Source organism: Embleya scabrispora DSM 41855, from assembly GCF_000372745.1.
GTDB classification, from domain to species: domain Bacteria; phylum Actinomycetota; class Actinomycetes; order Streptomycetales; family Streptomycetaceae; genus Embleya; species Embleya scabrispora.
Genome location: NZ_KB889640.1, coordinates 131,293 through 152,395, shown reverse-complemented (window position 1 = coordinate 152,395; position 21,103 = coordinate 131,293). Strand labels below are relative to the sequence as shown.

At 70.9% G+C, this 21,103-nt stretch carries 16 protein-coding genes; 6 read left to right on the top strand and 10 right to left on the bottom strand.

Annotation, left to right across the window (positions count from 1 at the left end; translation table 11 throughout):
- Positions 1-69 precede the first annotated feature (69 nt).
- The 4 genes from A3IC_RS0115175 (at position 70) to bar (ending at position 5,302) form a co-directional block, all read left to right on the top strand.
- A complete protein-coding gene (locus A3IC_RS0115175; protein WP_020550898.1) occupies positions 70-1,278 on the top strand; it encodes a CaiB/BaiF CoA transferase family protein in 1,209 nt (402 codons plus the stop codon).
- On the top strand, positions 1,275-2,816 hold the full coding sequence (locus A3IC_RS0115170) for a carboxyl transferase domain-containing protein (protein ID WP_020550897.1): 1,542 nt from the start codon (positions 1,275-1,277) through the stop codon (positions 2,814-2,816). The genes A3IC_RS0115175 and A3IC_RS0115170 overlap by 4 nt, the downstream gene beginning before the upstream one ends.
- Positions 2,817-3,046: 230 nt before the next feature.
- A complete protein-coding gene (locus tag A3IC_RS0115165; protein ID WP_026218285.1) occupies positions 3,047-4,003 on the top strand; it encodes a carbamate kinase in 957 nt (318 codons plus the stop codon).
- 174 nt (positions 4,004-4,177) lie between these two features.
- Positions 4,178-5,302, top strand: a complete 1,125-nt coding sequence (gene bar, locus A3IC_RS0115160; RefSeq protein ID WP_020550895.1) for a barbiturase — start codon at positions 4,178-4,180, stop codon at positions 5,300-5,302.
- Positions 5,303-5,663: 361 nt separating this feature from the next.
- Here bar and A3IC_RS0115155 read toward each other — a convergent pair whose 3' ends face one another.
- The 3 genes from A3IC_RS0115155 to A3IC_RS0115145 form a co-directional block, all read right to left on the bottom strand.
- Positions 5,664-6,797 (bottom strand): pyridoxal phosphate-dependent aminotransferase, encoded by a 1,134-nt coding sequence (locus A3IC_RS0115155; protein WP_020550894.1) that lies wholly within the window; start codon positions 6,795-6,797, stop codon positions 5,664-5,666.
- Positions 6,798-6,802: 5 nt separating this feature from the next.
- On the bottom strand, positions 6,803-7,447 hold the full coding sequence (locus A3IC_RS0115150; protein WP_026218283.1) for a helix-turn-helix transcriptional regulator: 645 nt from the start codon (positions 7,445-7,447) through the stop codon (positions 6,803-6,805).
- A 307-nt stretch (positions 7,448-7,754) separates the two neighbouring features.
- Positions 7,755-8,378: a YciI family protein gene (locus A3IC_RS0115145; RefSeq protein WP_026218282.1), complete on the bottom strand. Its 624-nt coding sequence runs from the start codon at positions 8,376-8,378 to the stop codon at positions 7,755-7,757.
- Between the two features lie 414 nt (positions 8,379-8,792).
- Between A3IC_RS0115145 and A3IC_RS0115140 the strand changes: the two genes are divergently transcribed.
- Both A3IC_RS0115140 and A3IC_RS0115135 read left to right on the top strand, forming a co-directional pair.
- Entirely contained in the window at positions 8,793-10,919 is a 2,127-nt protein-coding gene (locus A3IC_RS0115140) for a SpoIIE family protein phosphatase (RefSeq protein ID WP_245599302.1), read from the top strand.
- A 263-nt stretch (positions 10,920-11,182) separates the two neighbouring features.
- Positions 11,183-11,965 carry an isoprenyl transferase gene (locus A3IC_RS0115135; RefSeq protein WP_020550890.1) on the top strand — a complete coding sequence of 261 codons (783 nt, stop codon included), beginning with the start codon at positions 11,183-11,185 and terminating at the stop codon, positions 11,963-11,965.
- A gap of 111 nt (positions 11,966-12,076) precedes the next feature.
- Here the strand turns inward: A3IC_RS0115135 and A3IC_RS0115130 are convergent, their stop codons facing one another.
- The 7 genes from A3IC_RS0115130 to A3IC_RS0115100 form a co-directional block, all read right to left on the bottom strand.
- The gene (locus tag A3IC_RS0115130; protein ID WP_020550889.1) at positions 12,077-12,976 is read right to left on the bottom strand and encodes a carbon-nitrogen hydrolase family protein; all 900 of its coding nucleotides are present in this window, start codon (positions 12,974-12,976) and stop codon (positions 12,077-12,079) included.
- Positions 12,977-13,001: 25 nt separating this feature from the next.
- Positions 13,002-13,649, bottom strand: a complete 648-nt coding sequence (locus A3IC_RS0115125; protein WP_020550888.1) for an SRPBCC family protein — start codon at positions 13,647-13,649, stop codon at positions 13,002-13,004.
- A 15-nt stretch (positions 13,650-13,664) separates the two neighbouring features.
- Positions 13,665-16,094, bottom strand: coding sequence for an aerobic carbon-monoxide dehydrogenase large subunit (gene cutA / locus A3IC_RS0115120; protein WP_020550887.1), 2,430 nt, complete (start codon positions 16,092-16,094; stop codon positions 13,665-13,667).
- On the bottom strand, positions 16,091-16,624 hold the full coding sequence (locus A3IC_RS0115115) for a (2Fe-2S)-binding protein (protein WP_020550886.1): 534 nt from the start codon (positions 16,622-16,624) through the stop codon (positions 16,091-16,093). The genes cutA and A3IC_RS0115115 overlap by 4 nt, the downstream gene beginning before the upstream one ends.
- Positions 16,624-17,538 carry an FAD binding domain-containing protein gene (locus tag A3IC_RS0115110; RefSeq protein ID WP_020550885.1) on the bottom strand — a complete coding sequence of 305 codons (915 nt, stop codon included), beginning with the start codon at positions 17,536-17,538 and terminating at the stop codon, positions 16,624-16,626. Before A3IC_RS0115110 ends, A3IC_RS0115115 begins: the two co-directional genes overlap by 1 nt.
- 54 nt (positions 17,539-17,592) lie before the next feature.
- A complete protein-coding gene (locus A3IC_RS0115105) occupies positions 17,593-19,065 on the bottom strand; it encodes a uracil-xanthine permease family protein (protein WP_020550884.1) in 1,473 nt (490 codons plus the stop codon).
- Between the two features lie 259 nt (positions 19,066-19,324).
- Positions 19,325-20,980 carry a PucR family transcriptional regulator gene (locus A3IC_RS0115100; RefSeq protein WP_020550883.1) on the bottom strand — a complete coding sequence of 552 codons (1,656 nt, stop codon included), beginning with the start codon at positions 20,978-20,980 and terminating at the stop codon, positions 19,325-19,327.
- Between the last annotated feature and the right edge of the window lie 123 nt (positions 20,981-21,103).

Here is a 21,103-nt window from a genome sequence, read left to right as displayed (position 1 = left end):
GCACACCGCACGGATGCACGGATGGACGGACGCGCAACGCCGCATACCTGCAGAAAGGGGTGTTTCGACGTGAGCGGACCGCTCTGCGACCTCGTCGTGCTCGACCTCTCCCGCGCCCTCGCCGGCCCGCACGCCGCGATGATGCTCGGCGACATGGGCGCCCGTGTCATCAAGGTGGAGAACCCGGACGGCGGGGACGACACCCGTGGCTGGGGTCCGCCGTTCGTCGGGGCCGAGGACGCGCGTGAGTCGACCTACTTCCTGTCCTGCAACCGCAACAAGGAGTCGATCGTCCTCGACCTGAAGACCGAGGAGGGCCGACGGACGCTGGCCCGCCTGATCCGGCACAGCGACGTGCTCGTGGAGAACTTCCGCACCGGCGTGCTCGATCGACTCGGCTTCCCGATGGAGGAGTTGACCCGGCTCAACCCGCGCCTGGTGGTGCTGTCCATCACCGGCTTCGGGCACGACGGTCCGCAGGGCGGCCGGCCCGGCTACGACCAGATCGCCCAGGGCGAGGCCGGTCTGATGAGCCTGACCGGCCCCGGTCCCGACGACCCCACCCGGATCGGTGTGCCGATCGGCGACCTGCTGGCCGGGATGTACGGCGCCTACGGCGTGGTCGCCGCGCTGCACGAGCGCGAACGCACCGGCCTGGGCCGGGTCGTGCGCACCTCGCTGCTCGCCGCGATCGTCGGCGTACACGCCTTCCAGGGCACCAACTACACCGTGGCCGGCCAGGTCGGGCGCGCGCAGGGCAACCTGCACCCCTCGCTCCAGCCGTACGGCTCCTACCGCTGCCGGGACGCGATCATCCAGGTCGCGGTGGGCAGCGAGAAGTTGTGGGCCAAGTTCGCGCCGATGGTCGGCCTGGCGGTGGACGACGCGCGCTTCGCGGTCAACGCCGACCGCGTGGTCAATCGGGCCGAACTGGCGGACGCCATCAACGCCGCGTTCGCCGAGCGCGCCGTGGACGAGTTGTTGCCGGAACTGGCCGCCGCGGGCATACCGGCCGGCGAGGTGCGCACGATCGACCGGGTCTACGAGTGGGATCAGACCAAGTCACAGGGTCTGCTGCTCGACGTCATGCACAGCACGCTCGGTCCGATCACCCTGCCCGGCCCGCCGATCCGCCTCGACGGCGTGGCCGGCGACGCGGCGGACGGCGGTCGGCGCCGACACGAGGCTCCGCCGACGCTGGGCCAGCACACGGACAGCGTGCAGGCGTGGCTCGACGCCGAGGATGCTCGCGCCCTGCACGCCGCGCGGCGCGCATGAACACCGCGCCCGGGCCGGCGTCCGCGTCCGCGCCGGTACCCACCCGCCGCACCCGCGTCGGAGCGCACGAGTTGATCCGCCTGGTCCTGGACTCCGACACCTGGACGAGTTGGGACAGCGCGCCGCACCGCCCGGAACGGCTGGATGCGGGGTACGTCGACGAACTGCGAGCCGCCGCCGCCAAGAGTGGCGTGGACGAGTCGGTGGTCACCGGCGAGGGCCGGATCCGGGGTCGCCGAGTGGCCGTGGTGGCCTGCGAATTCGACTTCCTGGCCGGCTCGATCGGGGTGGCCGCGTCCTCGCGCCTGGTGGCCGCGATCGAACGCGCCACCGCCGAACGGCTGCCGCTGGTCGCATCGCCGACCTCCGGGGGTACTCGGATGCAGGAGGGCACGGTCGCCTTTCTCCAGATGGTGCGGATCAGCGCCGCCGTCGCCGCGCACAAGAGCGCCGGCCTGCCGTACCTCGTCTACCTGCGGGGCCCCACCACCGGTGGTGTGCTCGCCTCGTGGGGCTCACTCGGCCACGTCACCGCCGCCGAACCCGGCGCGCTGATCGGCTTCCTCGGTCCGCGCGTGTACGAGGCTCTGCACGGGCAACCCTTTCCTGAGGGTGTCCAGGTCGCGGAGAACCTGTACGCGCACGGCCTGGTGGACGCCGTCGTCGAGCCCGATCGGCTCGGCGAAGTGGCCGCACGAGTCCTGGACATCGTCACCGCGCCGCGTGAACAGCTGCCCGACGTCGCGCCGTTGCCTGTCGAGGACCTGGCCGACGTTCCGGCGTGGACCTCGGTCGAACTCTCCCGTCGTTCCGAACGCCCGGGCGCCCGGGCCCTGTTGCGGCACGCGGCGAGCGCGGTGGTGCCGCTGCACGGGACCGGACAGGGCGAGAGCGACCCCGGTCTGCTGCTCGCGCTGGCCAGGTTCGGCGGTGCGCCGTGCGTGGTGCTGGCCCAGGACCGGGCCCGGCAGTCCAGTCACGGACCGTTCGGCCCGGCCGGGCTGCGGGTGGCCAGGCGCGGCATGCGGCTGGCCGCCGAACTCGACCTGCCGCTGGTCAGCGTCGTGGACACCGGAGGCGCGGCGCTCAGCCGGGAGGCCGAGGAGGGTGGCCTGGCCGGTGAGATAGCCCGCTGTCTGGCCGAGTTGGTCACCCTGCCCACCCCGACGTTGTGCCTGTTGCTCGGACAGGGCGCGGGCGGCGGCGCGCTCGCGCTGTTGCCCGCCGACCGGGTGTTGTGCGCGCAGCACGGTTGGTTGTCGCCGTTGCCGCCCGAGGGTGCGTCGGCGCTGCGCTACCGGACGCCGTCCCGGGGCGCGGAGATCGCCGCCGCGCAGGGCATCAGGTCGCTGGACCTGTTGCGCGACGGGGTGGTGGACCGGATCGTGGCCGAGCGGCCCGATGCGGCCGACGAGCCGGTCGCGTTCCTGGCCCGGCTGGCCCAGGTATTGGAGTACGAGTTGGTCGGGCTGTTGCGCCGACCCACGGCCGAACGGCGTGCGGCTCGGTTGGAACGGTACGCCCGGCTGGGCTGCTGAGGTCTGGTCGGGCCGTGGCGGGGGTACCCACTGCGGTCCGTACCAACTGCGGCCCGTACCAACTGCGGTCCGTATCCGACCGCACCGCGCACTGCTCGGCAAGTTCTGCCAGATCGATCGGCTTTTGTGGTCAACAAACTCCCAAGCCATCGACCTGGTCACCCGCCTAGAGTCCCAAGTCCCGGACGGACGGGACTCCCGCGTACGACAGGAACAGGAGAGTTCGACACATGCCAACTCCCCGCACCGGGAGAGTACTCATCGCCCTCGGCGGAAACGCCATGACCGGACCCGACGGCAGCGCCACCCCGGACGCCCAGCGGGCCGCCGTCGCGGTGGCGATGGAAGCGGTGGCCGACCTGATCGCCTCCGGCGTCGAGGTGGTGCTCACCCACGGCAACGGACCGCAGGTGGGCAACCTGCTGGTCAAGAACGAACTCACCGCGCACGTCGTCCCTCCGGTGACCCTGGACTGGTGCGGCGCGCAGACACAGGGCACCCTCGGCTTCACCATCGTCTCCGCCCTGGAGGCCGCGCTGCGGCGCCGCGGGTTGGCGGCGCCGGTGGCGGCCGTGGTCACCCGCACGCTCGTGGACGCCGCCGACCCGGCGTTCGAGCACCCCACCAAGCCGGTCGGCCGGCACCTGCCGCAGGCCGAGGCGGAGCGTTTCGTCGCGCTCGGTCAGCGCTGGGAGGACCGGGGCGCGAAGGGCTGGCGGCGGGTCGTACCGTCGCCGGATCCGCTGGAAGTGGTCGACGCGCCGGCTGTCCGGACGCTGGTCGCGGCGGGCTTCACCACGATCGCGGCCGGTGGCGGCGGCATCCCGGTGGTGCGCGACGCGGACGGCGCCGAGCGCGGCGTGGAGGCGGTCCTGGACAAGGACCTCACCGCCGCCCTGCTCGCCGCCTCGGTGGACGCGGACGTGCTGGTGATCGCGACCGACGTGCCCAACGCGATGCTCGACTACGGCACCGCGAACGAGCGGGTGATCGGCCGGGTCACCCCCGAAGAACTGCGCGAGCATGCCGCGGCCGGCCAGTTCGCCGGTGGCAGCATGGGACCCAAGGTCGAGGCGGCGGTGCGCTTCGTCGAGAACGGCGGCCGGCGCTCGGTGATCACGTCGCTGGATCGGATCACCGCCGCGGTGGCGGGCGAATCCGGGACGGTCGTGGAGTCGGGCGCGTAACGGCCCGCGACACACGGCGTGGCGGTCTCGACCGACGGTGGAGGCCGCACGACATCCGGCTGCACAGCACGCAGCCGCACAGTATTCAAAAGACATTCAGTGACAGTCGACAACGGTCGATAAAAGTCAACGACGGTCGACGACTGCGGACTGCACGGAATTCAACGAACTCCAATGAACGAGGTGGAACGAGTGCCCAGGCCGATCGAGGTTCACAAGGTCGCCATCGAGAGCGTCACCGACGCGTCCGGATTGGCCAAGCTCATCGACGACGGTGTGTTCGCCGCGGACGACGTGCTCGCCGTCATCGGCAAGACCGAGGGCAACGGCGGGGTCAACGACTACACCCGCATCCTGGCCGACCGCGCCTTCCGCGAGGTGCTGGTCGCCAAGGGCAAGCGCTCGGTCGAGGAGGCGCAGCAGGTTCCGCTGGTGTGGTCCGGCGGTACCGACGGCGTGATCTCCCCGCACGCGACGGTCTTCGCGTACGCGCCGGAGAACCGGTACGAGCCCACCGACGAGCCGCGCGTGTCGGTCGGCGTCGCGATGAGCGAGCAGATCCTGCCCGAGGACATCGGCCGTGTGCCGATGGTGGAGAAGGTCGCCGCCGGCGTACGCAAGGCGATGGCGGTCGCGGGCATCACCGACCCGGCCGACGTGCACTACGTGCAGACCAAGACGCCGCTGCTGGTGCTGGACACCATCAACGACGCCAAGTCGCGCGGGTTCGACGTGTGGACCGAGGACACCCTCAAGTCGATGGACGTCTCCAACTCCACCACCGCGCTGGGCATCGCGGTGGCGCTGGGCGAGATCGAGCTGCCGACCGCCGAGCAGATCCACCGCGACCTGTCGCTGTACTCGTCGGTGGCGTCGTGCTCCTCCGGCGTCGAGCTCGACTGCGCGCAGATCGTCGTGGTCGGCAACGTGCGCGGCGTGGGTGGTCCGTTCCGGGTCGGCCACGACGTGATGAAGGACGCGCTGGACGCGGACGGCATCTGGTCGGCGATCCGCTCGGCCGGCATCGAGCTGCCGGAGCGTCCGCACACCTCCGACCTGGGCGACCGCCTGGTCAACGTGTTCCTCAAGTGCGAGGCGGACCCGAGCGGCAGCGTGCGCGGACGGCGCAACATCATGCTCGACGACTCGGACGTGCACTGGCACCGCCAGATCAAGGCCACCGTCGGCGGCGTGACCGCGGCCGTCACCGGCGACCCGGCAGTTTTCGTCTCGGTCGCGGCCGTCCACCAGGGCCCGTCCGGTGGCGGCCCGGTCGCGGCGATCGTGCGGATGGACTGACGCGGCTTTTCGCCGAACCCACACGGCAGCGGCCACCGCCCCTCGTCCCGGGGCGGTGGCCGCTGCCGTGTGCTCCGGTCGGGTCGCTGCCGCCTTGCGGTGTCGATGGGTTGCAGGCGGCGGCCCTGGCCGGCACCACCGTGGGGGCCATACGGACGCCGGTCCCGGCCGCTTCGCCGGAGACGTCGCCTCCTCCAGAACGCACCCGCCGATGCCGCTCGGTACTCACGTGCCATGCGCGGCGGCGAGGGCACGCCGGCGCGGCCTTCGGCGTGGGCGATCAGCGCTTCGCGGATGGTGTCGAGGACCGGTTACGAGGTGACGGCCTTCTTGCCGGCGGCCGCCTCGAAGACGCGGAGGGTCATCGGCGTGCTCGCATCCACTGGGCGAAGGCGGCCAGGCCCTCCTCCGGGTCGCGGCGGCCGACGCCGATGCGGAACCGGTCGGTGGGAGTGGCGGTGAGGTCGGAGCGGTAGATGCTCGCGGGCAGCAGCAGGACGCCGGCCTCCTCCACCAGGCGGGTGCAGAACTCCTCCACCCCGTCGGCGCCGAGGTAGCGGGGGTAGGCGACGCATCCGCCGTCCGGGGCCTGCCACTGGAAGTCTTCCGTGAACTCGGCGAAGAACGCGTCGAAGGCCGACAGGTTGGCCGCGATCAGGGCCCGGTTGCGGTCCAGGATCGTGGCGCGGGCCTTCAGCGCGATACGGGCCAGGACCTCGCTGGGCGCGGAGTTGCAGATGGTGGTGTAGTGCTTGGCCCGCTCCAGGCGCGAGCGCAGCGCACGGTCGCGGCAGGTGATCCAGCCGATCCGCAGCCCGGGCAGGCCCAGGGACTTCGAGGTCACGTTCAAGGACAGTGCGTGCTCGGACAGGTCGGCGGCCTGCGGCAGGGTGCGGGCCGGGTCACGCTCCAGGCCGCGGTAGACCTCGTCGCTGAACAGGTGGATGCCGCGCTCGTCGCACAGCCGGGCCAGCGCGGTGAAGTCGGCGGCGTCGACGACCTTGCCGGTGGGGTTGTTGGGAAAGTTCACCGAGACGAGGCGGGTGTTCGGCCGGATCGCCGCGGCCACCGCGTCGAGGTCCAGAGCCCAGTCGCGGTCCGGATCCAGAGCCACGCCGGTGACCTCGCACAGTGCCAACGGCACGGTCTCGGCGGCCTGGTAGTTCGGGGTCACCACCACCGCGTGGTCGCCCGTGTCGAGCAGGACGTTCATCGCCAGGTAGAGGGCTTCCTCGGCGCCCGCGAAGCAGATGACGTCGTCGGCGTCGGCGTGCTCGTAGGTCCGGGCGATCGCCGCGCGCAGGGCCGGGTCGCCGAAGGTCTCGGTGTAGCCCAGGGACAGGTTCTCGAAGGCGTCGCGATCCTTGTCGTCGGCCAGGGCGAGCAGCTCGCTCAGTGTCATGGTCTGGGCGTCGGAGGCGGTCAGGTGGTGGCGGGCGGTGAACTCCCAGCGGGAGAAGTACGTTTCCAGGCGGAAGTCGGGCAGTCGGGTCATGGTGGTCAGTCCCTTGCGCTTGGTGCTCTGAGCTCGGCCAGCAGGCCGTAGACGGTGGACCTGGACACCCTCAGGGCCCCGGCGACGACCGGGGCGGCGCGGCGCACCGCGAATACTCGGGCCTCGTCGAGGCGGCCGAGGACGGCCAGACGGTCCTGGCGGGTCATGCGCTCGATCGGGCGGCCGGTTTCGCGGACATAGGTTCCGATCACGTGCTGGACGCGCTCGGACCAGTCCTGTTCGAACAGCGGCTCGGGACGCTGCACGGTCGGGGCGCCGAAGGCGGACAGGACCGCCGCTGCCTGTTCCAGCGGTGTGCGGTCGAGGTTGATGCACAGCACCGCCGACGGCGCGTCGCGCGCATCCCGCAGGACCGCGCTGACCGAGGACAGACGGCGACCGTCCGCGAGCAGTTTCTCGTACGGCCCGTACACGTCGTGCGCCGACGGGGTGAGGTCGTCCAGTTCGCCGAGCAGTGACGGGTCGCCAGGGCCGCGGGAGGTCATCGGGTTCCAGATTTCCAGCACTCGGTCGGTCCGCGGATCGTGCAGGACGACCTCGGCGTACGGCCCGAGCAGCAGCGCGACGGCCCGGCACACCGGCGCCCACGTCCGAACCCGAGGGTCCGGATTCTCTTCGACATTGCCCATGCTTGGACTGTAAGTCCAGACTGGACTGTAAGTCCACAGGCGGATGCCGGCAGCGACGACGAGGTGGAGGACTCGCAGACGTGGCCGGCTCCGAAGGCGGGGTAGCCACATCCAGCCGGTGGCGACGGCCTTCGATGGCGATTCGGCCCCGGTTGCGCGTGGCGGATGGCCCCTCGTACCAGAGGTGCGAGCGGGTGGTGCCTTCTTGGCGTCGACCGGTTCGGAGGTGGACCGACCTCAGACCCACTCGGACACGACGTCGGGCGGGAGTTCGGCCGATTCGCCCGCTGATGGCGGCCGAGTGGTCCTACTCCGCCTCCGCCCGCGCTCGGCCGCCGAAGCACCAGTCGTGGACCTCGATGCTCTCGTACAGGTCGGCCCGGGCATCCGGCCCCTGAGCCAATAGACGTTCGGCGGCCGTGCGGTCCGGCAGTTCGGCCAGGATCGCGGTGCCCAGCCATTCCTCGGTGTCGTCGTCGGAGAGCAACGGCCCGCAGGCGATCAGGTTTTCACCGTGGTCCCCGTCGATCAGCAGGCGCGACCGCTCATCGTGCGACCGGTCGCCGGTGGCGGTCGTGCCGGCCTTGCCGTGACCGAGGATCAGGAAGCGCGGGTGGCCTTCCGAACCCCCTTCGAAGTCCCACATCTTCCGACCGAGCATGTTGCGCCAACGCCGGATGAGCACCTCCTCTTCGTACACCCCCGCCCGGTGGTTCGGCTCGTCGAACGCGAACACGCGCGCGGCATCGGCGTCCGGCAGGTCGACGATGTGGACGCTGCCGGTCACCGTCTCCCCGTCGGGGGCGAACGTCGGCCCTCGGGCGATCATCCCCTCGGCGTACCCGTCCATGAACGACCAATGGGCTTCGAGAAGTTCGTCGCGCAACGCCCTGGTTCCCGGCTTGTCGCGACAGTAGAAGAGATACTCCATGTCGACCCCCATGAGTGACGCCGTCGTCGGCACGCACAGTACGAGAGACCGCCCGACCTGTCGATCGACACGAAGCCGGCGGTCCGGTTCCCGGATGTCCGGCCGGGCCGGTCCCGCGATCCCGCCGCTCGGCGGATCCACCTTCGGGTCGGCTCGGTGGCGAAGGCGGCACGGCAACCGCAGCCCGAATGTGCTCGCCACGACAAAGATCCTCGGCTCCGGCCGGCGAGGGGCGCCGGCCCGAACGCCGGCCCGAGCCGAGAACGAACGGCGTGCTCGTCAAGCGCGGGTGCCTTCGCGGCGCGAGACCGCGTCCACTTCGGCGAAGGGCGTGGCGCGCGGCCCCTGCCGGAAAGTGAGCTGCGCTATTGCATATCAGTACTTTCACACCTTCGGCGGCTTACTGTCGTATATGTGAGTGATGACAGTTGCATCGCATCCGGCGACGGAGTGTCTCTGGACCGGGTGCTCAGCGGGACGGTGCAGCGTACGGGGGCGTTGGCGGCGGGCGTGTACCTGCTCTCGGCCGACGAGCCGGTGTTGTACCTGACGGCGCTGTGTGGGCTGCCGGTGATGGCGGCGGCACCGTGGCGGCGGGTAGCGGTGTCGACCACCGGGCCGCTGTCCGAAGCGGTACGGGAGGACCACCTGGTGTGGGTGGGGCGGCAGGAGGACATGGCTCGCCTGTATCCGAACACCGCGGCCGGGCTGCCGTACCAGTTCGCCCTGGCCTTCGCCCCCCTGCACGGTGTTCGCCGCCGGGGGGCACTGGTGCTGGTCTGGCTCAAGGACCGCCCGCCCTCGCTGACCCGTCGTGAACGCGGCCAAATCCTGTCCAGCGCAAGCCGCATCACCCGGGTGTTGGACCAGGCGCCCGCTCCATGGAGCATTCCTGATCAGCCGCGAGCCGTGCCGCTGCTCCGACCCGGTCCGGACCCGGCACAGGCCGGGCTCGCCGCCGCCGACCTGCTGCAGCGGCTGCCCCTCGGCGCCCTCGGCTTCGACCTGCAGGGCCGCATCACCTACCTCAACGACGCCGCCGCCCGACTGCTCGGCCGCAGCGCGGAAAGCCTCCTGGGCACCCTGCCGTGGCAGACCGTGCCCTGGCTCGACGCGCCGATCCACGAGGACCACTACCGCACCGCCGTCTTCAGCCGCGAGCCCGTCGCCTACACCGCGCTGCGCCCGCCGGACCACTGGCTCGACATCCGGCTCTACCCGGACGACAGCGGCATCAGCGCGCTCATCTCCGCCAACCTCAGCCGGCAGCCGGCCGCCGCTCCACCGCCCCGCGTCACCGTGGACCTGGGCGCCGCACCGGAGGCAACCGGCACGGGGCGGATCCACCAGCTGATCCACCTGGCGGCCGGCTTGAGCCAGACCGTCACCGTGGCGGACGTGATCAGCATGGTGGCCGACCAGATCCTGCCCGCCTTCGGAGCGCAGGGCATGGTCATCTCCGCAGCCGACGCCGGACGCCTGAGGATCATCGGGCACCGAGGCTACGATCCGCGCAACGTCGCCCGCCTGGACGGCCTGTATCTGGACACCGACATCACCCCCGCCGGCCGTGTCCTGCGAAGCGGCATCCCGGCCTTCTTCGCCGACCCCGCCGAGATGGCCCGCGCCCACCCGCAGGTACCCGCCCTGAGCGGCAAACAGGCCTGGGCGTTCCTGCCCCTGGTGGTCTCCGAGCGCCGCGTCGGCTGCTGCGTCCTGTCCTATGACCATCCGCACCCCTTCAGCGCGAGCGACCGCGCCGTCCTGGTGTCACTGGCCGGGCTCATCGCCCAAGCCATGGACCGCGCCCTCCTGTACGACGCCAAGCACGACCTCGCCCACGGCCTGCAGCAGGCCCTGCTGCCGGTGACCCTGCCCGTCATCCCCAACCTCGCCGTCGCCGCCCGTTACCTGCCGGCCGCCCACGGCATCGACATCGGCGGCGACTTCTACGACCTGATCCGCCTCGGTGACACGACCGTCGCCGCCGTCATCGGAGACGTGCAGGGGCACAACATCAACGCCGCGGCCCTCATGGGCCAGGTGCGCACGGCCGTCCACGCCACCGCCGGCACACTGCCCGGCGAAGTCCTGGCCCGCACCAACCGCGTCCTGATGGATCTCGAAACCGACCTGTTCGTCTCCTGCCTGTACATCCACATCGACCTCGCCGAGCGACGCCTCCACCTGGCCGGCGCGGGACATCCGCCCCCGCTTCTACGCAGCCCCACCCCGTCACCACGAACCATCGCGCTCGAGTTGGAGCCCGGTCCCCTGCTCGGCATCAGACTGTGCACCGAGGCCGACTACCCGGTCACCACCGCCGCATTGCCCGCCGGATCCCTCCTCGCGCTCTACACCGACGGCCTCGTGGAAACCCCCGACACCGACATCACCGACTCCATCACAGACCTTGCCCACCACCTCACCCGGAACGGCGATCGGCCGCTCGACGAGCTGGCCGACAGCCTCCTTCACCACGCCGGCCTTCGTCACACCCGCACCGACGACATCGCCCTGCTCCTCTTGCGCAGCCGGTAGAACCAGAGGAGACCGCCCGTTCCCAGGACCTCCCAGGGCCTTACGGCCTGCCGGGCCGTCGCATTCGCGCACCGTCGGCGGGCCGGCCTTGTCCGGCGCGCCGGGGCACCGGAGTGGGCCGCCGGTCGCCGGGGAACCGATCCGCCTGTTTTCCCTGACCAAGTGGCTTGCGCGCCAACGCCCTTGATGCGTTCGTCGAGGTCGGGGGGACGAAGTCCCTGGTAGGGTCCGCCGAGGGTTTCGCCACGCGATGGAGAGGGTTCATGAAGCTGCTCCCGCTGTTCCTCCGGCGGCCGATCGAGGCGGTGTACGAGCGTCGACTGGCCACCACACTGGTGGGGCTGCCGCGCCCACAGCACGTCGGGATCATGCTCGACGGCAACCGGCGCTGGGCCCGACAGGCGGGACACGCGGACGTCCGCGAGGGATACCGGGCCGGCGGCGCCAAGGCGACCGAGTTCCTGGGCTGGTGCACCGCGGCGGGAATCGAGCACGTGACCCTGTTCATGCTCTCCGACGACAACCTCAATCGTCCCGCGGCAGAGCTCGGCCCGCTGATCGAGATCATCGAGGAGACCGTCCGGGACATCACCGCCGAAGGCCGCCCCTGGGAGGTCCAGGTGATCGGCTCGCTCGACATGCTGCCCGGCGCCGGCGCCCGGGTGCTCAAGGAGGCCACCGCCGCGACGGTCGGGCGCGGTGGGCTCAAGGTGGACGTCGCGGTCGGCTACGGCGGCCGGCGGGAGATCGTCGACGCGGTGAAGAGCGCCTTCGAGGCACACATGGCGGCCGGTGGCGACCCGGCCGAGCTGGTCGCGCGGTTCGAGATCGAGGACATCTCCCGACACCTGTACTCGCCGACCGCCGCCCACACCGACTTCATCATCCGAACCTCCGGCGAGCAGCGGTTGTCCGGCTTCCTGCTCTGGCAGTCCGCGTACGCCGAGATGCACTGGGTGGACTGCTACTGGCCGGCGTTTCGCCACGTGGACTTCCTGCGCGCACTCCGCTCGTACGCCAGCCGCGAACGACGATTCGGCAAATAGCCGCCGTCGGCGCAGGCCGGCACCCGGAGCGGGCAGGCGGCGAGCCCCACCACCGCCGGCACGACGCCCCGACCCGATCCGCCGGGCCGGGGCGTCGCGTTCGTGGGGTGGTCAGCCGTGCGGGAACGTCGTCTTCGCCGGGCGGACCAGGTCGTCCGCGTAGTTCGTGATCAGGTCCAGGTTGCGGTCGGCCAAGTGGTCGAAGACCTGGGGGATGTTCGAACCCGGGGTCAGCGACGCCAACGCGCGCTCGGGGTCCAGGCGGGCCGAGACCCAACCCTCGTGCGAGGAGCCGCGGGCGACGACCTCGGCGCCCGGGGTGACGATCATCGAGTTGCCGAAGTACAGCACGCCGGCCGGGTCGCTGCCGGTGGCGTTGGCGCCGATCACGTAGACGTGGTTGTCGTACGCCCGTGCCCGGCAGGTGAGTTCCCACAGGTCGGCGGAGCGCAGCAGGGCCGACGGGCGGCAGATGACCTCCGCGCCGTGCACCGCCTGGATCCGGCTCAGCTCCGGGTAGTCGCCGTCGAAGCAGATGATCATGCCGATCCGACCGAGGTCGGTCTCCACCACGCTGACGTACTCGCCCGGCGTCACCCACCCGCCGCGCGAGCGCAGTTCGGGCCCGAACGGGTGGGTCTTGCGGTAGACGCCCAGGACCCGGCCGTCCGGCCCGGCCAGCACGGAGGAGTTGTACACCACGCCCCGGTCGTCACCGCGCTCGTAGGTGCCCCAGACCAGGTGCACGCCCAATTCCCGGGCCCGCTCCTGGAACGGCTCGGTGAGCGCGCCGGGAACGTCGTCGATCAGGTCCCACAACTCCTCGGCACCCAGCGCCGGGGTGAAGCCGGTGGTCACGCTCTCCGGCAGGACCACCAACTCGGCACCGGTGGACTCGACGCAGCGGGTCACCCAGTCCAGCGCGTGGACGATGTTCGCCTGCACCACCGCCGCCGTGAGCGGGCCGGGCCGGGGGACGACCTGGACGGCCGCCGCCGTGAACGCACGCATGGTTACTCCCTTCCCGAGAAGTGGATCAGCGACGACGGGCGATCACGCCGCCGACGATCGCGCCGAGCAGGGCCACCGCCGCGCCGAACAGGGCGCCCTTGGCGAAGTCGTCGCCGAGCGAGGGGGTCGGCGCCGCATACGCGGCCGCGGCCGGCGCGGTGACCGCGGCGCCATCGGCCGCGGCCGGCACGGGAGTGCCGTTGACCGCCGCGGGCACCGGCGTCAGTGGCGTCTGCCCGGTCAGTATCTTGTCGACCGACTTGAAGAACTCACCCGCCGTCTTCTTGGCGACACCCGTCAGCATGCGCTGGCCGACCCCGCCGATGACCCCGCCCACCACGGCCTCGGCGTCGTACTCCAGCCGGGTCCGCCCGCCGTCGATGTCCGCCAGGGTGACCTTGACCTCGGCGCTGACCGTGCCCGGACCGCCCGAGCCGGACGCCTTGAGCATGAACGAGCCCGGCGGTACCTGGTCGGTGAGCTGCACGTTGCCCAGGTAGGTGCCCTTGATCGAGGCGACGCCCATCGTCACCGTCATCCGGTACGCGTCCGGGCCGGTCTCCTCGAGCTTCTCGCAACCGGGGATGGTGCGGGTGAGTACGGCCGGATCGTTCAGCGCCGCCCAGACCTTGTCGGCCGGCGCGTTCAGGATGGCGTTTCCTTGGACCTTCATGGTGCGACGTGCTCCTTAACGGTGGGTGCCGGCGGCATGGTCGGCGCCGCGGCGCAGCGCCGGGATCTCGCCGGCGGCGAACCGCTTGCGCAGATGGAAGAGTTCGGACGGCTGGATCGGCATCCGCACGATCGGGAAGCCCTCGGCGTCCTCGATCGCGGAGGCGAACACGGCCGCCGCGGGGATCACGCCCGCCTCGCCCGCACCCTTGATGCCGAGCGGGTTGAGCGGGGAGGGGGTCTCCAGGTGGTCGATCTCGATCTTGGGCACCTCGCTCGCGTACGGCATCAGGAAGTCCATGAACGAGGCGTTGACCAACTGGCCGTGCTCGTCGTACTCCATGCGCTCGTACAGCGCGCCGCCGACGCCCTGCGCGACGCCGCCGTGCACCTGACCCTCGACGATCATCGGGTTGATCAGGTGTCCGCAGTCGTGCACGACGCAGTAGCGCAGGATGCGGATCTCGGCGGTGTCCGGATCGGTCTCCACGATCACGGCGTGCATGCCGTTGGCGAAGGTGGCGGTCGGCGGCGAGTAGTAGTCGCGGCCCTCCAGGCCGGGTTCGTCGTCCTCGGCGACCGGCGGCTTGGAGAAGTCGGCGGCGCCGGTCAGTTGGGTGGCCGCCTGGGACGCCTCGTCGAAGGCGTAGCGCAGCGGGTTGGACAACACCGCGACCGTGCCGAGCGCGACCGAGGACCCCGGGCTGCCCTTGACCCGCACATGGCCGTCGACGATTTCCAGGTCGCGCGGGTCCGCCTCCAGCGCCTCGCCGGCGATCCGCAGCGCCTTGGCCTTGACGTTGCGCGCGGCCAGCGCGATGGCGTTGCCGCTCATCACCGCCGCCCGCGACGCGAACGTGCCGACCGCGTACGGGAATCGGCGGGTGTCGCCGGTGGTCACCGTGACGTCTTCGAGCGGTACGCCCAGTTCGTCGGCGACGATCTGGGCGAACACCGTCTGGTGGCCCTGGCCCTGGCTGGTCAGACCGGTGGCGACGTTGACCTTGCCGGTGGTCTCGATCTGCACGTGGCCGCCCTCGTACGGCCCCACGCCGGTGCCCTCGACATAGCACGCGACGCCGATGCCGACCCGGCGGCCCTCGGCGCGCGCCTGCGCCCGGTACGCCTCGAACTCGTCCCAGCCGACCAGCTTCTTGAGCGCGTCCAGCGAGGCGGGGAAGTCACCCGAGTCGTAGATCAGCGGTCGGCCGTCCTGGAAGAGCAGGCCGTGGTCGTAGGGCATCTCCTCGGGCTTGATGAAGTTGATCGCGCGCACCTGGGTGCGGTCCTTGCCCAGGTGGTCGGCGATCGCGTCCATCGCGCGCTCCATCGCGAACACGCCCTGCGGGCGACCGGCGCCGCGATAGGGGGTGACTATCACCGTGTTGGTGTAGAGGCTGCGGAAGTCCACCCGGTAGGCGCCGGGCTTGTACGGTCCGAGCAACTGGGTGGAGGTGATGATCGGGACGATGATCCCGTACGGCGTGTACGCGCCGTTGTCGTGCAGGATCTCCACGTCCAGGCCGAGCAGTCGGCCGTCGTCGTCGAAACCGACCCGTACGGTCTGCAACTGGCCGCGCTCGTGGGCGGCGGAGATGAAGTGCTCGCGGCGGTCCTCGGTCCACTTGACCTCGTGGTCGAGCAGCCGGGCCGCCCACGGGATCAGGATCTCCTCGGGCCACGGGTGCACGATCTTGACGCCGAAGCCGCCGCCGACGTCGGGGGTCACGCACTCGACCCGGTCCAGCGGCAGGTCCAGCTTGGCCGCGACGGCCGCGCGCACGCCGGTGGAGGTCTGCGTGGAGGTGTACACGCGCAGACTCGCGTCGGCCGCGTCCCAGCGGGCGTAGACGCCGCGGCCCTCCATCGGCATGCACGCGCTGCGCTCGATGTCGAGCCTCAGCTCCAGCCGATTGGGCGCTGCGGCGATCGCGGCGGGCGCGTCGCCGACCTCCTGGACGAGGTGCGCGGCGCAGTTGCCGGGCACGTCCTCGTGCACGAGGCGGTCGGCGCGGTGCGCGTTCTCGATGCCGACCACGGGCGGCAGCGGTTCGTACTCGACGGTGATTCGCTCGCAGGCGTCCTCGGCCAGGTAACGGTCCCGGGCGACGACCATCACCACGGCCTCGCCGACGTGGTTGACGAACTCCTTGGCCAGCGGGTAGGCGGTGCGGCCGTGGGTGAGCGCGGGGTGCGGGATGAGCAGCGGGAGCGGCTCGGCGACCCGGCCGGACAGGTCCTCGTAGGTGTAGATCGCGACCAGGCCGTCGACGTCGAGCGCGCCGGTGACGTCGATCCCGGTGACCCGGGCCCGGGCGTGCGGGCTGCGCACGAACGCCGCCTCGTAGGCGCCCTCGCCCAGGTCGTCGAGGTAGCGGCCGTTGCCGACCAGAAGGCGCAGGTCCTCGGTGCGTTGTACGGGTGCGCCGAACATCTTGGTGGTCATCGGGCGTCCCCCTCGGCCTGCTCGGCCCGGCGTTCGTGGGTGATCTCGGCGGCGCGCAGCACCGACTTCACGATGTTCTGGTACCCGGTACAGCGACACAGGTTGCCGGAGATGGCCTCGCGGGCCTCCTCCTCGGTGGGCGTCGGGTTCTCCTCCAGGAAGGCGGAGACCACGGTGAGGAAACCGGGTGTGCAGAATCCGCACTGGAGGCCGTGGCACTCGCGGAACGCCTGCTGCACGGGATGCATGGTGCCGTCGGCGTCGGCCAGTCCCTCGACCGTGGTGATCTCGTGGCCCTGAGCGCTGACGGCGAACATCAGGCAGCCGCGCATCGGCTTGCCGTCGACGCGGATCGTGCACGCGCCGCACACCCCGTGCTCGCAGCCCACGTGGGTGCCGGTCAGGCCCAGGTCGTGGCGCAGGCAGTCGGAGAGCAGGCGGCGCGGGGTGACGGTGGCGGTGCGCAGGACGCCGTTCACGTTCAGCCGGATGTCGAGGCGTTGCTCGGTGGGGATCTGCGTCTCGGTCATCAGGCGCTCCGCTCGTCGGTGGTGCTCGGTGCGGTGGGGTTCGGCTCGACCCGGGCCGCGCGTTCGGTGGCGGTACGCAGGGCACGGACGGTCAGTACGCGGGCCAGCTGGGCGCGGTATTCGGCGGTGGCGTGGATGTCCGGCTCGGGCTCCAGGCTCGCGCCCGCGAGCGTCGCCGCGTCGTTCCACTCCGCGGTGTCGGCGGTGCGGCCGATCAGCGCGTCGGTCAGGTCGAGCACGAGCGGGACGGGCGAGAGCGAGAGGTAGGCGGTGCGAGCCGAAGTGATCCGCAGATCGTCGTCGACGGTGACCGCCGCCGCGACGCCGCACATCGCGTAGTCGCCGTGTCGGCGGGCGATCTCCACGAACTCGGTGCCGGTGCGGCCGGGCAGGCGCGGGAAGTAGGCGGCCACGGCCAGTTCGCCGGGCTCGATGCACGACTCCAGCGGGCCGAGGAAGAAGTCCTCGGCGGCGACGGTGCGGGTGGCGCCCTTGCGGGCCAGCGTCATCGAGCCGCCGAGCAGGGCCAGCACGGCGGTCATCTCGCCGGAGGGGTCGGCGTGCGCGAGGCTGCCCACGGTGGTGCCGCGGTTGCGGATCACCGGGTGGGCGACCAGGCGCAGGCCCTGGCGCAGCAGGGGTACGACCGCGTGTGCGGCCTCGTCCGCCTCGACCTCGGCGTGCCGGGCGAGCGCGCCCACCGCGACGCCGCCGGGGTCGGTGCGGACGTAGGAGAGTTCGGCGAGCCCGTTGATGTCGACCAGGTGGGCCGGGGCCGCGAGTCTCATGTTGAGCATCGGGATCAGACTCTGGCCGCCGGCGAGGACCTTTCCGTCGTGGCCGACCCCGTCGAGGGCGTCGAGGGCCTCGGCCAGATCGGTCGGTGCGTGATATCGGAATGCCGGCGGCTTCACGGTGTCGTCTCCTCCTGGTGTTCGCGTGCGGTGGTGCGCGTGGGTGGGGCGGCGTCAGCTCGGCGGTGTCTTCGTCGGCGGAGCGACGGCGGTGGAGCCGGCCAACGGCTGCTCCGCGGGCTGGTGTTCCTCCACCGTGCCCAGGGACAGCGCGGTGCCGCCCTCCAGTTCGACGTCGGCGGGCGCCTTGGGGTCGCGCATGTGTGCGGGAGCCAGGGCATGCAGGGTGTGGTAGGCCACCAGGGTGACGATGGTGCCCAGCGCGATGCCCTCGATGACGAAGTCGTCGTTGATCTTGATCGCGACGCCGCCGATGCCGATCACGATGCCGGCCGCGATCGGGACGAGGTTGATCGGGTTGGCGAAGTCGACCTTGTTCTCGATCCAGATCTTCGCGCCGAGCAGGCCGATCATGCCGTAGAGCACCACGGTGATCCCGCCGAGCACGCCGCCGGGGGTGGCCGCGATCAGCGCGCCGAACTTGGGACACAGGCCGAACAGCACGGCGACGACGGCCGCCACGTAGTACGCGGCGGTGGAGTAGACCCGGGTGGCCGCCATGACGCCGATGTTCTCGGCGTAGGTGGTGGTGGGCGAGCCGCCCACCGCGCTGGCCATCACGGTGCCCAGGCCGTCCGCGGTGATCGCCTTGCCCAGGCTCCCGTCCAGATCGGCGCCGGTCATCTCGGAGACCGCCTTGACGTGGCCGGCGTTCTCCGCGATCAGTGCGATCACGGCGGGCAGCGCGACCAGGATCGCCGAGGTCTTGAAGTCCGGGGCGTGTGTTGTGGGCAGCCCGAACCAGTCGGCGGAGGTGACGCCGGAGAAGTCGACCCGGTCGTGCGCGAACTCCTTGCCGTCGTGCTGACCGGGCTGGACCGAGGTGATCTGCCCGAAGCCCTTGTCGAACAGCCACGACATCGCGTAACCGAAGATCAGACCGAGGAAGATCGCGATCCGGGACCAGAAGCCGCGCAGCAGCACGGTCATCGCGATCACCGCGGTCATCGTCAGGATGGCGATCCACTGGTCCTGCGGCCAGTACACGTCGGCCACCACGGGCGCCAGGTTGAAGCCGATCAACATCACCACGGCGCCGGTGACCACCGGCGGCAGTGCCTTGTTGACGAGTTCGGCGCCGAGCAGGTGGATCAGTACGCCGGCGAGGGCGAGTACGGCGCCGGCGATCAGGATCGATCCGGTCACCGTCGCGCTGGATCCGCCGGAGGCGCGAATGGTGGCGACCGCGCCGACGAACGCGGCGCTGGTACCGAGGTAGCTGGGGATCTTGCCCTGCACGATGAGCAGGAAGACCACGGTGGCCACACCCGACATCATGATCGCCAGGTTCGGGTCCAGACCCATGACTACCGGGAATACGAATGTCGCGCCGAACATCGCGACGATGTGTTGTGCGCCCAGACCGATGGTCCGACCCCACGAGAGCCGTTCGTCGGGGCGTACGACCTCACCCGGAGGTGGGGTACTGCCGTCCCCGTAGAGCTTCCATCCCAAGCCGAGTGCCATGTTCAGCCGCCTTCCAGGCGTAGGGGGGTGCGAGGGCGATTCGCTGTCGCACGACCCGGCACGGTGAGCGCGATCCGGTGTTGTCCGCCGTTCTCGCCACGAGGTTGGGGGAAGGTTATGGACGGGTCGGACACTGCGGCTTGGGTGATAGCTGACAGAGCCGGCCTGGTGGTGTTGTGGAATTCACCCAAGGTTTGTTGCCTTCGTGTGTCGGCGTATGGATGAACAACCAAGGGTCTCTCCGTACGTGCGCGTTACGCTACAGCCCGCGCATGCGGCGAACCTGGAGCGCCAGCATGATGTTGAGCCGCAAATGCGAGTCGGTGGTGAACGCGCCGAGCAACCGTTCCAGTTTGCCGATCCGGTAGCGCAGCGTGTTGTAGTGGAAATGCAGGATCCGGGCCGTCTCGGCCACGTTGAGATTGGTGTCGAGCAGCACCTCCAGGGTGGTGCGCAGATCGGTGGTCTCCTCGTCCTCGCGACTCGCGAGTTCCCCGAGCGTCTCCCGCATGAAACTGGTCAGTTCGGCGGAGTCGGGGACCAGGCTGAGCAGGCGGTACACGCCCAGGCTGTCGAAGTCGGCGATGCCGCCCGGGCCGTGCATCTGCCGGCCGACCTTGGCCGCGCGGCGGGCCTGTTCGTATGCCTCGGGCAGCAGCGCGGGATCGGTGACCACGCGGCTGACGCCGGTGGAGAACGAGCGGCGTCCGCCGCCGCCGTCACCGGAGACCTGGGCGACCATGTGCCGCACCAACTCGCCGGGCGGGGTGCGCTCGGAAGCGCCCATCACCACCACGACCTCCTGGCTGTAGCCGACCACGGCCGCGCGCGGATCGCGTTCGCGCACGACGATGCCCCACGCGGTGGCGAAGCGTTCGTGCGCGGGCCGCAGGTCGTCGCTTTCCGGGTCGGGGCCCTCGCCGGGTTCGAGTTGGGCGACCACCACGGTCAGCGGGCGGTCGATCGCCCAGCCGAGGGACGCGCAGTGCCGTACGGTGTGCGCCGGGTCGCCTGCCCGGCCGGCCAGCAGGTCGCGCATGAAGTCGCCCTGATACTTGCTCTCCACGGCGGCGACCGCGAGTTCCTTGGTGATCACCAGCGCGGCGGTGGCGGCGGCGCGTTCCAACACCTGGATGTCGCTCTCGTCGAGCGTGCGTCCGGCGGAGATCAGCACGACCCGGCCGTGGTCGAGGGCGCCGGCCAGGATCGGCACCAGCGCCACCCCGGTGGCGGGTTCCTCCAGGGCCCGTGCGCCGTGCTTGAAGCGCTCGACCCGGAAGCGGCCGGTGGCGTCGAATACGCCGCGTCCGGACGCCTTGGCCTCGACGTCCTCCGAGGCGGAGGAGGCCAGCAGTCGGCCGTCGGGCGTGGTGACCATGACGGTGCCGCCGAGCAGCCGGCTGAGTTCGTCGGTGATCGCCTCCAGGCCGCCGCCCGCGAGCACCACGCTGACCAGCGCGCGATGCGCCTCCTCGGAGCGGGCCAAGACCGCGGCCTGGCGGTTGAGGATGTCGGTGAGCACCTGGTTGAGGATGTCGTCGAAGGCGACGTCGTCGGGCAGCCGGATGATCGGCAGGCCCACCCGATCGGCGGCGTCCAGCATGTCGGCGGGCAACTCGTCCAGGTAGCGGCCCAGCTTGATGCCCACCGCGGCGAGTCGGCGCGACTCCAGCTCGGTGACCAGGTCGCACAGGGACTGTGGGGTCTCGCGCAGCGGGTAGCCGGTGGTCAGCAGGAGTTCGTGCGGCTTGGTCCAGGGCAGAATGTCCGGGACCTCCATCACGTTGAGCCGCTGCACGACACGATCCAATCCGCGCTCGCCGGCCATCAGCCGGGCGCCGGACAGGCTGGAGAGGCTCAGCACGTCGCGGACCGACACGCCGCGAACGAGCGTGCCGGTACTCGCGGTTCGCACGCCCCCGGGACTCCCGCCAGGGCTTGGCAAATTACGCGAATTAAGTGCGCCAAGGTTGGCAACTTGCTCCATTCGAGGACCATAGCCATTGGATTACGTTCACAACAGACATAGAGCCGGTCC

Bases quoted from the DNA above. Each gene is read 5' to 3' on its own strand.
- A3IC_RS0115170 (WP_020550897.1), top strand. From the start codon at position 1,275: ATGAACACCGCGCCCGGGCCGGCGTCCGCGTCCGCGCCGGTACCCACC.
- A3IC_RS0115165 (WP_026218285.1), top strand. From the start codon at position 3,047: ATGCCAACTCCCCGCACCGGGAGAGTACTCATCGCCCTCGGCGGAAAC.
- bar (WP_020550895.1), top strand. From the start codon at position 4,178: ATGAACGAGGTGGAACGAGTGCCCAGGCCGATCGAGGTTCACAAGGTC.
- A3IC_RS0115155 (WP_020550894.1), bottom strand. From the start codon at position 6,797: ATGACCCGACTGCCCGACTTCCGCCTGGAAACGTACTTCTCCCGCTGG.
- A3IC_RS0115150 (WP_026218283.1), bottom strand. From the start codon at position 7,447: ATGGGCAATGTCGAAGAGAATCCGGACCCTCGGGTTCGGACGTGGGCG.
- A3IC_RS0115145 (WP_026218282.1), bottom strand. From the start codon at position 8,378: ATGGAGTATCTCTTCTACTGTCGCGACAAGCCGGGAACCAGGGCGTTG.
- A3IC_RS0115135 (WP_020550890.1), top strand. From the start codon at position 11,183: ATGAAGCTGCTCCCGCTGTTCCTCCGGCGGCCGATCGAGGCGGTGTAC.
- A3IC_RS0115130 (WP_020550889.1), bottom strand. From the start codon at position 12,976: ATGCGTGCGTTCACGGCGGCGGCCGTCCAGGTCGTCCCCCGGCCCGGC.
- A3IC_RS0115125 (WP_020550888.1), bottom strand. From the start codon at position 13,649: ATGAAGGTCCAAGGAAACGCCATCCTGAACGCGCCGGCCGACAAGGTC.
- cutA (WP_020550887.1), bottom strand. From the start codon at position 16,094: ATGACCACCAAGATGTTCGGCGCACCCGTACAACGCACCGAGGACCTG.
- A3IC_RS0115115 (WP_020550886.1), bottom strand. From the start codon at position 16,624: ATGACCGAGACGCAGATCCCCACCGAGCAACGCCTCGACATCCGGCTG.
- A3IC_RS0115105 (WP_020550884.1), bottom strand. From the start codon at position 19,065: ATGGCACTCGGCTTGGGATGGAAGCTCTACGGGGACGGCAGTACCCCA.